Here is a 14,734-nt window from a genome sequence, read left to right on the forward strand (position 1 = left end):
ATACTATGTCAGTTTTAAGCGGTAAAAAGATTTTGCTAGGTGTTTCTGGCGGAATTGCCGCCTATAAAACAGCTTCACTAGTACGACTTTTTATAAAAGCAGGTGCACATGTCCAAGTGATCATGACACCTGCTTCTAAGGATTTTGTAACCCCACTTACATTATCCACCTTATCTAAAAACCCAGTTTATTCCACTTTTTACAATCAGGATGATGAAGATGAAAAATGGAATAATCATGTGGAATTTGGTCTTTGGGCCGATTTGATGCTAGTTGCACCTGCAACGGCAAATACCATGTCTAAAATGGCAAATGGTACTTGTGATAATCTTCTTCTTGCTACTTATCTTTCAGCTAAATGTCCGGTTTATTTTGCGCCAGCAATGGATTTGGATATGTATAAGCATCCTTCAACTTTAGCGAGTTTTAAAGCATTAGAAAATTTTAGAAACATTATGATTCCTGCCGAAAGCGGAGAATTAGCTAGTGGTTTATCCGGAGAAGGAAGAATGGCAGAGCCAGAAAACATCATTACTTTTCTTGAAGCCGATTTAGAAAGTAAATTACCTTTGAAAGGAAAGAAAATTTTAATTACTGCTGGACCAACTTATGAAGCAATCGACCCGGTTCGTTTTATAGGAAATCATTCTTCCGGAAAAATGGGCTTTGATATTGCAAAAAGTGCGGCCAATTTAGGCGCATCAGTAATTTTAGTTTCAGGACCTACACATTGTGTTGCAAATCATTCTTTGATTCAGGTTGTGAAAGTAACTTCTGCTCAGGAAATGTACGAGGCTTGCCATCAATATTATACCGATGTTGATGTGGCTATCGCAGCAGCAGCAGTGGCTGATTATCGCCCAAAAAATGTAGCTAATCAGAAAATTAAGAAGGCAGCAGAGAATTTTGTAATTGAACTTGAAAAAACAAAAGATATACTATCATCATTAGGTGAGAATAAAAAACAGCAGTTTTTAATCGGTTTTGCATTAGAAACTGAAAATGAAATTGAGAATGCAAAGGCTAAAATTCAGAAAAAAAACTTAGATTTGATTGTTTTAAATTCTTTACAGGATGAAGGTGCTGGTTTTCAAAAAATGACCAACAAAGTTACTTTTATTAATAAAGATTTTAAGATAGAACCGATGGAATTAAAGTCCAAAGAAGCGGTTGCTGATGATATTTTAAATAAAGTAATAGCTCATTTTTATGAATAAGATAATAGCCTTTTTTTTGTTGCTAAGCATTAGTTTTGTTCAGGCACAGCAATTAAATTGTACTGTTACGGTTAATGCTCAAAAAATGGGTAATCCAAATCAGCAGATTTATAAAACCTTGGAGACTTCTCTAAATGAATTTGTAAATAAAACTGATTGGACAACTCAGCCATTTAAGCAACAGGAAAAAATCAATTGTTCTATGTATATTACTTTGATGTCGCATAGTTCAGATCAGTTTACGGCAACAATTCAGGTGCAATCATCTCGTCCTGTTTTTAATTCCTCTTACCAAACTCCTGTTTTAAATATTAATGATAAAGAATTTAGTTTTACATATGCCGAATTTGAAAATCTAACGTTTAATGCAAATACTTTTCAGTCTAATTTAATTTCAGTGATTTCTTTTTATAGTTATGTGATTATAGGTTCTGATAGAGATGCTTTTGAATTTAAAGCTGGAGATGATAATTTTCAAATTGCGCAAACAATCGCTACTGTAGCACAACAAAGTGGTTATAAAGGCTGGAGTCAGCTAGACGGCAATCAAAATCGTTATTTTTTAATTAATGATTTGTTGTCACCAACCTATACAGAAATTAGAAAAACGGTGTACGATTATCATCAGGGCTTAGATGTAATGACGGATAATACGAAATTAGCCAAAGAGAAAATGAAAACTGCAATTTTAGGTTTGAATAAATTATATAATTCCAAACCAAATGCGTATTTAACCCGTGTTTTTTTTGATGCAAAATCAGATGAGATTACGTCGGTATTTTCAGGTGGACCAAGTATAAGTATTTCGGATTTAGTAGAAAATTTAAATAAAATTTCGCCTATTAATTCAAGTAAATGGGCTGCTTTGAAATTTTAATTATTCAAAATAACTTCATAAAACTCATAATAAAAATTATTTAATGATTACTGCCTTATCAATAAAAAATTATGCTTTAATTGAGAGATTGACGATTGATTTTTCTAAAGGATTCTCAATTATTACTGGTGAAACAGGAGCAGGGAAATCAATTATTTTAGGTGCTTTAGGATTGGTTTTAGGCAAAAGAGCAGATTTAACTTCGCTTAAAAACAAAGAAGAGAAATGTATTATAGAGGCTCAATTTGATATTTCTAAATACAATTTGAAAGCTTTTTTCGAAGCTAATGATTTAGATTATGAAGAGGAAACGATAATTAGAAGAGAAATTCTTCCGTCTGGAAAATCAAGAGCTTTTGTAAATGATAGTCCCGTAAATCTTCAGGAATTACAGGATTTAGGTTTGTTTTTGATTGATATTCATTCGCAACAACAAACCCGTGAACTTACTGATGAAAATGTTCAGTTTGATATCATTGATGCCATTGCAGCCAATCAGGAAATAATTTCGACTTATCAAATTTTGCTTAAAAGCTACAAATCTGATAAATCAAAATTGAATGCCTTGTTGAAAAAACAAAGCGAATCCAATAAAGAGAAAGAATACCATACTTTTTTATTGAATGAATTGCAAACCGCAAAACTAAAAGCAGGAGAGCAGGAGGAACTGGAGAGTGTTTTTGAAAAACTCAATAATGTTGAAAGTATTCGTGAGGCGATAGATAAATCATTATCCATTGCCAATGAAGAACAATTTGGTGTTTCCGGTAATTTAAAAGAAATCAAAAATGCAATTTCAAAAATTGCTTCTTTTGCACCCGAATATTACGATTTGTTAGAGCGCATTAGTAGTTTGGCTATTGAATTTGATGATATTTCTGCAGAAATGAATCGTTGTTCAGAACGCATTGTTTTAGATCCGGAACAATTGGAACAAACCAATCAAAAGTTACAGTTGGTTTATAATTTGCAAAAGAAACATCAGGTAGCAACCGTGGAAGAATTGTTGCAAATTCAGGCTAACTTAGAAAATGAAGTGATTGAATTAGGTACGATGGATGAGGAAATTGCTAATTTGAATCAAAGTATTGTTCAAAAAGCGAATGAATTAGATGTTTTAGCAACAACAATTCATACTAATAGAATTGCAGCAGTACCAGTTTTGTCGGAAAAAATGATAGCTATTTTGGCTACTTTAGGAATGCCAAATACACGTTTTAATATTGAATTAACTCAGGGAGAAAGTTATTTGATTAACGGAAAAGACGAATTGCAATTTTTGTTTTCTGCAAATAAAGGAACTGATTTCGGTTTATTAAAAAAAGTGGCTTCCGGTGGGGAAATGTCCCGAATTATGCTGGCTGTAAAAGCTATTTTGGCACAATATTCTAAATTGCCAACATTGATTTTTGACGAAATTGATACGGGAGTTTCTGGAGAAATTGCCATAAAAATGGGAGAGATTATGAAAGAAATGAGTAAAACGATGCAGATTTTTGCCATCACACATTTACCTCAAATTGCTGCCAAAGGAGATGCTCATTTTAAGGTTGCTAAATCTACAATAGGGGAAGATACTCAATCTGAATTACGATTGCTTAATGAAGAAGAACGTGTAGTTGAAATTGCACAAATGTTATCCGGAGCTGTTATTTCTGATTCTGCTCTAAATCACGCAAAAGCCTTGCTGAACTAAAAAAATGCCCTATATTTGCCAACCAAATTGACGACTTTTTTGAATAATTGAAGTTGTTTTTTTACCAATTATAAAAAAAAATAGAAATATAATATTGATACATTATGATCATAGAACCTAGAATGAGAGGATTTATTTGCTTAACTGCACACCCTGCAGGATGTGAGCAAAATGTAAAAAATCAAATTGAATATGTTAAATCAAAGGGAGCTATAAACGGTGCTAAAAAAGTATTAGTTATTGGTGCTTCAACAGGTTTTGGTTTAGCTTCAAGAATTTCAAGTGCTTTTGGTTCTGATGCGGCAACAATTGGTGTATTCTTTGAAAAACCACCAATGCCAGGAAAAACAGCTTCACCAGGTTGGTACAATTCTGCTGCTTTTGAAAAAGAGGCTCATCAATCAGGTTTATATGCTAAAAGTATCAATGGAGATGCTTTTTCTAATGAAGTAAAACAACAAACCATTGATTTAATCAAAACGGATTTAGGTCAGGTGGATTTAGTAATCTATAGTTTAGCCTCGCCAGTACGTACTAATCCTAATACAGGAGTTACACATCGTTCGGTATTGAAACCAATTGGTGGTACTTTTTCTAATAAAACAGTAGATTTCCATACAGGAAAAGTTTCAGAAGTTTCTATTGAACCTTGTTCAGGTGATGATATTGAAAATACAATTGCTGTTATGGGAGGTGAAGACTGGGCAATGTGGATTGACGCTTTAAAAGCAGAAAATTTATTAGCTCCAGGTGCTACAACAGTTGCTTATTCTTATATCGGACCTGAAGTAACAGAGGCGGTTTATAGAAAAGGAACTATCGGTCGTGCTAAAGATCATTTGGAATCTACTGCATTTACAATCTCTGACAGTTTAGCAGATATTAACGGAAAAGCTTATGTTTCTGTAAATAAAGCATTAGTTACTCAAGCAAGTTCTGCAATTCCTGTAATTCCATTGTATATTTCTTTATTGTATAAAACAATGAAAGAAAAAGGCATTCACGAAGGTTGTATCGAGCAAATTCAACGTTTGTACCAACAAAGATTATTTGCAGGTGCTGAAGTTCCTGTAGATGATAAAGGAAGAATCCGTATTGATGATTGGGAAATGCGTGAGGATGTTCAGGCTAATGTGGCTAAATTATGGCCAGAGGCTACAACAGAAAATCTTGCTGAAATTGGAGATTTAGAAGGTTACAGAAAAGATTTTTACAATTTATTTGGTTTCGATTTAGCCGGAGTTGATTATAAAGCAGAGACTGACGAAATGGTTCAGGTAGAAAGTATTGCTGAATAATAGGTTCAACAAAAAACTATAAAAATTACAAATAGTGATACGCCTTAATTTTGAATGTATAAATTACATTTGAAATTAAGGCGTATTGTTGTTTTAAGCTTATCTTTGTTAAAATATTACATTAATATTGTGTCATTAATACCTTTTTTGAGAATATGTATTTTTCTTTGATTATTCCTGTATATAATCGTCCGGACGAAGTAGATGAACTTTTAGAAAGTTTATCAAAATTAGATTATAAAGAACCTTTTGAAGTTGTAATTGTAGAAGATGGTTCTTCTATTCGATGTGAAGATGTTGTGCGTAAGTATCAGAACAATTTATCGATTTCTTATTATTATAAAGAAAATTCAGGACCTGGCGATTCTCGTAATTATGGAATGAAAGTGGCTAAAGGTGATTATTTTATCATTTTTGATTCAGATTGTATTATTCCAGAGGAATATTTAACTGAAGTTGATAAAGCTTTAAAAACTGATTATGTAGATTGTTTTGGTGGTCCAGATAAGGCTTTGGCGAGTTTTTCGGCTATTCAAAAAGCAATTAATTTTGCTATGACCTCTTTTCTAACTACCGGAGGAATAAGAGGTGGTTCAGAAAAAATAGACAAGTTTCAGCCGAGAAGTTTTAATATGGGAATTTCCCGAAAAGCTTTTGAAGCTTCAAACGGTTTTGGAAATATTCATCCCGGAGAGGATCCGGATTTGTCAATACGTTTGTGGAAATTAGGGTTTGAAACCCGACTATTTCTAAATGCTTACGTTTATCATAAACGACGCATTGACTGGGATAAATTTTCGGTTCAGGTTAATAAATTTGGAAAAGCCCGACCGATTTTAAATAGCTGGTATCCGCAATATAATAAGTTAACTTACTTTTTTCCTTCATTCTTTATTATCGGATTAGCGCTTTCAGTTGCTTTATTGGTATTTACATATGATTTTTTAGCTAAATTGTATTTTGTTTATTTTTTTATGATTTTTCTGGTTTCCAGTTTTCAAAATAAGAGTTTAAAAATTGGTTATTTATCAGTAACAGCAGTTTGGAAACAGTTTTTAGGATATGGGATAGGATTTATGGAATCTTATTATAAAGTCATTATTTTAAAGCAAAAACCTGAAGAAGCTTTCCCGAATATGTTTTTTAAAGTAAAAAATAATGCCTAAAATTATAGGACTAACAGGAGGTATTGGTAGTGGCAAAACGACAATTGCTAATTATTTAGTTTCGCTTGGTTTTCCTGTTTATATTGCTGATGACGCCGGTAGAAAAGTGATGCAAGAGACTTGTGTTATTGATGCAATAAAGGAAAAATTTGGTGCTGAAATTTTTGAAGATAATGTATTGAACCGAGCAAAACTTGCTAAAATTGTTTTTGATGATCCAGAACAATTAAAAATACTAAATGCTATTGTGCATCCTGCCGTTAAAAATGATTTTAATAATTGGTTAGAGCAGCATTTGGAATCATCATTGGTTTTTTATGAATCGGCTATATTGTTTGAAAGTGGAAGTTATAAAAATTTTGATACAATAATAACTGTTGTTGCTCCTTTAGAAATGAGAATTGCAAGAGTTTTAGAAAGAGATAATGCCACTAGGGAGCAGGTTTTAAACCGTATTAAGGCACAATGGACAGATGAGCAACGAATTTCTAAGAGTGATTTTGTTATAGAAAATTTAAATATTGATTATTCAACGCAAAAAATCGATGAAATTCTTAAAATTTTATCGATTAGTTAATTGTTTTGCTAGATGTTAATGTTTGGTTAATGTATTATCAAGCATAATGTTAAAATATTAATTTTGTTTTGATGAATAAATTGTTTTTTAGATTTCTGGTTCTTTTAATGAGTTTATCCCTAATAGGGATAATACTTGTTCAGGTGTATTGGTTTAATACTTCTTTTAAAGATAACGATGTTCAATTTGGCTATCATGTTACTCAGGTAATTGATAATGTAGCTGAGAAAATTGAAAAGCAGGAAGCATATAGTTTTTATGCTAAATACAATCGTTATAAAGATAGTACTGGTAAAGTGCCTAGAAAAGACGATTTGTCTGAGTTTTATTATGTTCAAAAGAATCCTAAAACGAATAAAACGATAGTTTATTCAAATAGTATTATTTCTGAAGATTACAATATTTCTTCGGCTTTGTTTAATAAAAAGTTCAGTAGTGAACGTTTTAAAAATTTTAATTCAAAGAGAACAACTGAGGTTTATAATAATAATATTATAGATAAATCAAGTTTACACCAAAGTTTAATACCAGATGTAAAGATTGAAAAGTCAGGTAGTTTAGATGTATTAGACAATGCTCAGTTTGAGATTTTCTTTAAAGACATTGCTTCGGCTATGCCTTTGGAAGAAAGGATTTCTAGGGAAACACTAGAAAAATTAATAAAGAAAGAATTACAAGTTTATGGTGTTGACACCAAATTTGAATTTGCAATATTTAGTAGCGGAATAGAGACAAAGATTAAATCAGATGGATTTCATGTTGCAAAAGATGCTACTTATTCGGTGCCAATTTTTACAGATAATGAAGGAAATGAAAAGTATCGATTGTCGCTTACTTTTCCACATAAAAAAAGATTTTTATTGTCAGAATTAGTAAGTATTACAATCTTATCTATAATATTTACGTTGATTATTTTAATTGCATATACAAGTGCTTTAAATCAATTAATCCGTCAACGTCAGATATCAGAGATTAAGACTGATTTTATTAATAATATGACGCATGAGTTTAAAACACCTATTGCAACCATCAATTTGGCGCTAGATGCTATAAAAAACCCAAAAATCATTGAAGATAAAGAAAAAGTACATAGGTATTTACAAATGATAAGGGATGAAAATAAGCGAATGCATGCTCAGGTTGAAAATGTATTGCGAATTTCAAAATTAGAAAAGAAAGAACTTGACATTGAAAAAGGTTCTAGCAATGTTGAAGATGTGATTTATGACGCCATCGAACATGTAAATTTGATTTTACAGGATAGAGGAGGAGAGATTAGAAATCATTTTGAAGCAGCCAGAACAACAGTTCTAATCAACGAAGTGCATTTTACAAATGTTATTGTTAATATTCTTGAAAATGCAATCAAATATTCGCCAGAAGAGCCACAAATAGATATTTATACAGAAAATATCAAAGATATGATTCTCATTAAGGTGAAAGACCAAGGTTTAGGTATGAGTAAAGTGGCTCAGAAAAGAGTTTTTGAGAAGTTTTATAGAGAGCATACCGGAGATATACATAATGTTAAAGGTCATGGTTTAGGTTTAGCTTATGTAAAAAGAATTGTAGAAGACCACAATGGTCAAGTATATGTAGAAAGTGAAAAGGGAAAAGGAAGTACCTTCATTATAAAATTACCTCTAATAAATTAGATTATGGAAAATATAAATAAAAAAATTCTCTTAGTAGAAGATGACTTGAATTTTGGAGCTGTTCTTAAAGATTATTTAATGCTTAATGACTTTGATGTTACATTGGCAAAGAATGGTATGGAAGGTTTTGAAAAATTTAAAAAGGATTCATACGATTTGTGTATTCTGGATGTAATGATGCCTTATAAAGACGGCTATACATTGGCAAAAGAAATAAGAGAAAAAAATGCCGAAGTGCCTATTATCTTTCTTACTGCTAAATCGATGAAAGAAGATGTGCTAAAAGGTTATAAAGCAGGTGCAGATGATTATTTAAATAAACCATTTGATTCTGAAGTGTTATTGATGAAAATCAAGGCGATTATTCAAAGAAAAGCTTCAGATGTAAAAGCAGAACAAGTACCATTCGAATTTACAATTGGTAAATTCCATTTGAATTCAAAATTAAGATTTCTAAGTTTTGCTGGTGAAGAACCTGTAAAACTTTCACCAAAAGAAAATGAATTATTAAAAATGCTGATTTTGCATGAAAATGATTTAATGCCAAGAGAATTAGCGTTAACTAAAATTTGGAGAGACGACAACTACTTTACTTCAAGAAGTATGGATGTTTATATTGCCAAATTGCGTAAATATTTAAAACAAGATGAAGATGTGGAGATTTTAAATATTCACGGTGAAGGTTTCCGTTTAGTGATTAAAAACAAAGCTTAAATTATTGTTTACCAAAAACAAAAAAAGTCCCATTTTTGGGATTTTTTTGTTTTTGGTAAAGTTTATTAAAAACTTATCTTAGTATAAATTAGGATATTTTATTGGATTACTTTCGGACATTATAGCGTAAACTTTCTCAAAAATATCTTCGGCTGAAGGTTTAGAAAAATAATCTCCGTCAGTACCATAAGCAGGTCGGTGCTCTTTGGCAGCTAAGGTTTGAGGTTTACTGTCCAAATATTGATAAGCATCCTGATTTTCAATAATTTTTTGTAAAATATAGGCAGAAGCACCTCCAGGAACATCTTCATCAATTACTAAAAGGCGATTTGTTTTTTGAATACTTTTTACAATATCATGATTGATGTCGAATGGAATTAATGATTGAATATCGATTACTTCACAATCTATTCCTACTTCTAATAACTCTTTGGCGGCCTGTTCTACTAAACGTAAAGTTGAACCATAAGATACTAATGTAATATCAGAACCTGTTTTGATGGTTTCTACAACACCTATTGGAGTTTTGAATTCACCATAATTATCTGGTGCTTTTTCTTTTAAACGATAACCGTTTAGGCATTCAACGACTAAGGCTGGTTCGTCGCATTCTAAAAGTGAATTATAAAATCCAGCAGCTTTAGTCATGTTTCGAGGAACTAAAACATTAATTCCTCTAATGGCATTAATAATCATTCCCATAGGTGAACCAGAATGCCATATACCTTCTAATCGATGGCCACGTGTTCTAATGATTAATGGCGCTTTTTGTTTTCCGGCTGTTCGATATAATAATGATGCTAAATCATCACTTAAAATTTGGATAGCATATAATAGATAATCTAAATATTGGATTTCGGCAATTGGTCTTAATCCTCTGAGCGCTAGTCCTATTCCTTGACCAATTATTGTGGCTTCGCGAATACCAGTATCGGCAACTCGAATTTCTCCGTATTTTTCCTGCATTCCTTCAAGACCTTGGTTTACATCTCCAATGTTTCCGGAATCTTCCCCAAAAACCATTACTTGAGGATATTTGGCAAATAAGGCGTCAAAATTATCACGGATAATCATCCTGCCATCAGTGTCTTTTTTTGCATTTTCCGGATAAGTTGGTAAAATTTCTTTAACTGAAAACACATTGTTTTTTGTCTCAGAATACAAGTTATCACTAAAAAGTGGTTGGTTTTTGTCAAAGTATTTTTGAATCCACGAAGATAATTCGGCTGCGTGTGCTTCGTTAATCACTAATCGTAATGATTTACGGGCTGTAACCAGAATCTCCTTTTTCAAAGGATCTTTGATAGCTTTTAAACTATTGGTTAATTTAATTAGTTGCTCTTTGTTTTTACTCAAAGGAGTTATTTTCTCTAAAATGCTAACTAATTCGTTTTTTTCTTCTACGATTGGAGTTATAAAAGAAGTCCAAGAAGATTTTTTAGTTTCTAATACTTCTTTTTTAATAGCTGCTTCAATTTCGCTGAGCTCTTCAGCTGATGCAATATTAATTGCAATCATCCAAAGTCGCATTTGTCTAATGCAATCAAATTCTCTTTCCCAGCTCAGTCGATCACTGCTTTTGTATCTTTCATGCGAACCCGAGCTTGAATGCCCTTGTGGCTGAGTCAGTTCTTTAACATGTACCAGAACCGGAATATGTTTTTCACGTGCTATTTTTGAAGCGCGTTCGTAAGCTGTTATCAAATCAGAATAATCCCAACCTTTTACAGTAATTATTTCAAATCCTTCATTCTCTTTATCTCTTTGAAAACCTGATAGAATTTCTGAAATATTCTCTTTTGTGGTTTGGTGCTTAGCATGAACCGAGATTCCGTATTCATCATCCCAAACGCTTATAACCATTGGGACTTGTAAAACACCTGCAGCATTAATTGTCTCAAAGAAAACGCCTTCTGATGTACTGGCGTTTCCTATAGTTCCCCAGGCAATTTCGTTACCGTTTATTGAGAAATTTTCCTGATTGGGGATATTATTTATATTACGATATACTTTTGATGCCTGAGCTAATCCTAAAAGCCTTGGCATTTGCGCTGCAGTAGGTGAAATATCGGCACTGGAGTTTTTTTGTTTAGTTAGATTTTTCCAGCTACCATCTTCATTTAAACTGTGGGTAACAAAATGCCCTCCCATTTGCCTACCAGCCGACATCGGTTCTTGTTTAATATCTGTGTTACCATATAATCCGGCAAAGAAATTAGCACTTGTCAATTCGCCAATTGCCATCATAAAAGTTTGATCACGGTAGTAGCCAGAACGGAAATCTCCGTTTTTGAAGAATTTTGCCATTGCAATTTGTGGTACTTCTTTTCCGTCACCAAAAATTCCAAATTTTGCTTTACCAGTCAATACCTCACGACGCCCTAAAAGACTGCATTCACGACTGGTTACGGCTATCTTATAATCATTCAATACTTCAGTTCTGAAATCTTCAAATGTCAATGTAGTATTGGTTTGTTCTTTTATCATAATTGAAAGATTATAATTCTTTGCCGCAAATTTACTTAAAAACCAAGTATTATCATAATGTATTAAAATAAAAACATACTATAAATAGGGGTTTTTGTATAAAAAAAAGATATGTTTTTTAATAAAAATATAATTTTTTAGATAGATATATGGTTTTTGTTTAATGATTGTTGTTAATTTCTTTGTTTAGAACCATTTCCGATTAAATAAGTTTATGAGGATTTTAGGTGAAAAAGTTATTACAAATCGTATCTTTTCTTTATACCTATTTTGACTTATTTCCCAACCATTAGATGAATATACAGGAAAATACATTTCAAAATAATCCGTAACTAAGTTTAGTCGAATTCCGCTATCGAAAACAAAATTTGCTTGCTGGTATTTGTTTTTTACTAAACCAGCATCACCGTATACTTCAATCCAATTCCAAATATTATAAGCTGAATTAATTGTGCTCATCCATTGATTAGCAAATGGAGTATTTAACTTAGATTTAAATCCGCCTTCCGCTAAAATGAATTGCTGGCTATAAAAGCCGGTGCTTTCTGAACGGCCATAAAAACCATAGTCAAATAAATAATCAGTGGGACGGTCCAACCCAAAGCTAAAGAAATCAGATTGGGTGTTGTTATATAGAAAACTACCGATATATAAGCGGAAATTGACTTTATGGTTATTTTCAAATAGTTTGCGATATTCTATTTCTCCCGATAATTTCCCAAAATTATTAGCAAATTGGATATCACTGACAAAATTGAGATGTTTAGTAATTTCTGTTTTGGTATTGATGTATTTGGCATTAAAAACAGAATAATTTTCAGTTGAATTATCGGTTATTATTGCGCTTTTTTCACGATTAACCATTACATTACGAAAATAGATTAATTGTTTTTTGTTGTCTCTAAAATCTTTTTCTCTTATTTGCATCAAGATATTAGGATTTAGTCTTGTATAAGTTGCATCTGGGGCATAATGTGAATAGGATCCTGATAAAGAGTATTTTACATTGTAAAGCCTACTTTCTCGGTAATTTTTATTAATAGTAAATGAGCCGGAACCAGAGATTGTTTTAGCATTTGTTGAATAGGAAGGGTTCATGTTAAAAGTAAAGGGTTTGTCTAATATTGTTTTATTATGGAGGCGTAATCCCGGGGTTAAGCCATCATATAGATTGTATTCTAGCGTAGGCACATATAATAATTGGTTATAAAAAGGATCTTCTAAATCCTTCATGAATACAAATTTTATTGGACGATTGTTTGGGAAAAAAGTTTTTAAGGATTTCCAGTTATTTCGCAAATTAAATTCTGGTACTTCATTTTTATAATTTAGAACAATTTTATTTGCATCATTTCTTTCAATGCTGAAAATACTGTCTTTAGATACTGGCTCTAACCATTTTTTGAGTACAATTTCTCCATTTTTTATTCCATAAATAGGCACAGGAACATTAATTCCTGTTTTGTTTTTTAATGTAAATTGAATACTATCGTTAGTTTTTGTCACTTTGTTAAACTTATAATCAATAAGATCTCGTGAGTAAATTATAGTTTTAAAAAACCAGTCGATATCTTTTGAAGTTTGCTTTTTTAAAGTGTTTTCAAAATCCAATGCATTGGTTTGCTTTTTATTGTTTAAAGTGTAAAAATTGCGAATACTTTGACTTACTGCATCGTTTTCAAGGTAACTGTTTAAGAATCTTAAGCTTAAGCCTGCTCGGTATTTACTGGCAATTTGTTCGTTAAATTTTATAAGTTTATCCTTTGGTTCCCCTAAAGCTTGATCTAGGTTTTTTCTAGCCATTAACATATAAAAATAGCTGTATTGTTCGTTGAAATCTAAGTTTGTTAAATTGAAGCTTTTTAGTATTTTATAGGAAGCAGCACTTCCCAACATTTTTGTATCAGGATGATTTTCTTCAATGTATTTCATCATGATGTAAACTTGAATTCCGTTGTGAACCCAGCTGTCTTTTCGATTATCCAAGTAAAGACTATTGTTTAAGAATACGTTTAAATAGGTTTTTAAAAATTTGATTTCAAAGGTGAATTCATCGGTGAAAGGTCTTATGAAAGAGGGTAGTTGGTTCAATCCGTAGAAAGGATTTCTTTCATAATCGGTTTGCGAGATTACAATTTTTTTAAAGGGATAATCACCAATCAATCTTTTTACAAATCGCACCACGCAATCAATAGCTTGTGCTTGTGCAATTGGAGTGATTTTGTCACCATCCAAATTGGTTAAAACTTCAAAACTATCATTTTTAAAGCTCGTAAAATTGGATATCGGTGAGATGATAAGGCTAAAATCTACTCTGTTTTTCCCGTTTAATTTATAGGTTATAAAATCTTCATTATCAATTTCTACTTTTGTATCTAAATCTGTTATGATTTCAAAGTTTTTACCTACTTTTAATTCGACATCAAAATCATTTACCGCATTTGCAATATCGTCTAAATTTTCATTGCTATATCTTTTGAAATCATGATTCTCATAGCGCGAAGGAGTTAAAAACCAGGATTTGAGATGCATGTTGCCAAAATCATCATAACCATATTTAGTATATTTATTATGCGGAATTTTAACATCATAATTAAGACGAAGAACTGTTTTTTCATTTGGTGCCAGTTTATTAGGAAGATTTACGGTAATGATGTCCGGATTTAATTTTGTTCTGTTCCAAGAATAAAACAAGTGTTCTTTGTTAAAAATACTAATATTTGATGTTTTACCTCTTTCGGCGTCTTTAGCTAAGTGAAAACCGCGATAAAACTCGTCAGAAAATCGAAGTGCTAATGGGGTTTGAGTGTTTGAATAAGCATTATTCCAGTCATTTAAAACTATAACAGCAATACTGTCGGTAGAAGTGTTAAAGTATTCAATTTCCTGCTTAATGTGTAAAACATGAGTTTCAGCATCGACATCTACAAAAAGTGTATTATGATGCTGAGCCATCATAGAGTTTATGGCAGCAAAAGAAATAACTAATGTTAGCAGGATTTTGAAAACAGTTTTCAAGTGTAGCTGGGGCTTTAAAATTGTTTTGA

The 14,734-nt window shown here is 31.8% G+C and carries 10 protein-coding genes; 8 read left to right on the top strand and 2 right to left on the bottom strand.

From position 1 onward, the window contains the following. The first annotated feature begins 5 nt into the window (after positions 1-5). The 8 genes from coaBC to AAEO59_RS06545 all read left to right on the top strand — a co-directional run bounded on the left by coaBC (position 6) and on the right by AAEO59_RS06545 (position 9,200). A complete protein-coding gene (gene coaBC / locus AAEO59_RS06510) occupies positions 6-1,217 on the top strand; it encodes a bifunctional phosphopantothenoylcysteine decarboxylase/phosphopantothenate--cysteine ligase CoaBC (protein ID WP_341699928.1) in 1,212 nt (403 codons plus the stop codon). Then, a complete protein-coding gene (porD, locus tag AAEO59_RS06515; protein ID WP_341699929.1) occupies positions 1,210-2,094 on the top strand; it encodes a type IX secretion system protein PorD in 885 nt (294 codons plus the stop codon). The genes coaBC and porD overlap by 8 nt, the downstream gene beginning before the upstream one ends. 43 nt (positions 2,095-2,137) lie before the next feature. Further along, complete coding sequence (gene recN, locus AAEO59_RS06520) at positions 2,138-3,790, top strand: DNA repair protein RecN (protein WP_341699930.1); 1,653 nt, start codon at positions 2,138-2,140, stop codon at positions 3,788-3,790. 104 nt (positions 3,791-3,894) lie between these two features. Beyond that, on the top strand, positions 3,895-5,088 hold the full coding sequence (gene fabV, locus AAEO59_RS06525) for an enoyl-ACP reductase FabV (protein WP_341699931.1): 1,194 nt from the start codon (positions 3,895-3,897) through the stop codon (positions 5,086-5,088). A gap of 155 nt (positions 5,089-5,243) precedes the next feature. After that, the gene (locus AAEO59_RS06530; protein ID WP_341699932.1) at positions 5,244-6,254 is read left to right on the top strand and encodes a glycosyltransferase; all 1,011 of its coding nucleotides are present in this window, start codon (positions 5,244-5,246) and stop codon (positions 6,252-6,254) included. Beyond that, entirely contained in the window at positions 6,247-6,831 is a 585-nt protein-coding gene (gene coaE, locus AAEO59_RS06535; RefSeq protein WP_341699933.1) for a dephospho-CoA kinase, read from the top strand. Before AAEO59_RS06530 ends, coaE begins: the two co-directional genes overlap by 8 nt. Positions 6,832-6,902: 71 nt before the next feature. Further along, entirely contained in the window at positions 6,903-8,486 is a 1,584-nt protein-coding gene (locus AAEO59_RS06540) for a sensor histidine kinase (RefSeq protein ID WP_341699934.1), read from the top strand. A gap of 3 nt (positions 8,487-8,489) precedes the next feature. Further along, positions 8,490-9,200, top strand: a complete 711-nt coding sequence (locus AAEO59_RS06545) for a response regulator transcription factor (RefSeq protein WP_341699935.1) — start codon at positions 8,490-8,492, stop codon at positions 9,198-9,200. 78 nt (positions 9,201-9,278) lie between these two features. On the opposite strand, the gene AAEO59_RS06550 is transcribed toward AAEO59_RS06545, so the two are convergent. Beyond that, positions 9,279-11,687: an alpha-ketoacid dehydrogenase subunit alpha/beta gene (locus AAEO59_RS06550; protein WP_341699936.1), complete on the bottom strand. Its 2,409-nt coding sequence runs from the start codon at positions 11,685-11,687 to the stop codon at positions 9,279-9,281. A gap of 186 nt (positions 11,688-11,873) precedes the next feature. Then, on the bottom strand, positions 11,874-14,705 hold the full coding sequence (locus tag AAEO59_RS06555; RefSeq protein ID WP_341699937.1) for a gluzincin family metallopeptidase: 2,832 nt from the start codon (positions 14,703-14,705) through the stop codon (positions 11,874-11,876). Positions 14,706-14,734: the final 29 nt, after the last annotated feature.

Source organism: Flavobacterium flavipallidum, assembly GCF_038289905.1.
GTDB lineage: Bacteria > Bacteroidota > Bacteroidia > Flavobacteriales > Flavobacteriaceae > Flavobacterium > Flavobacterium flavipallidum.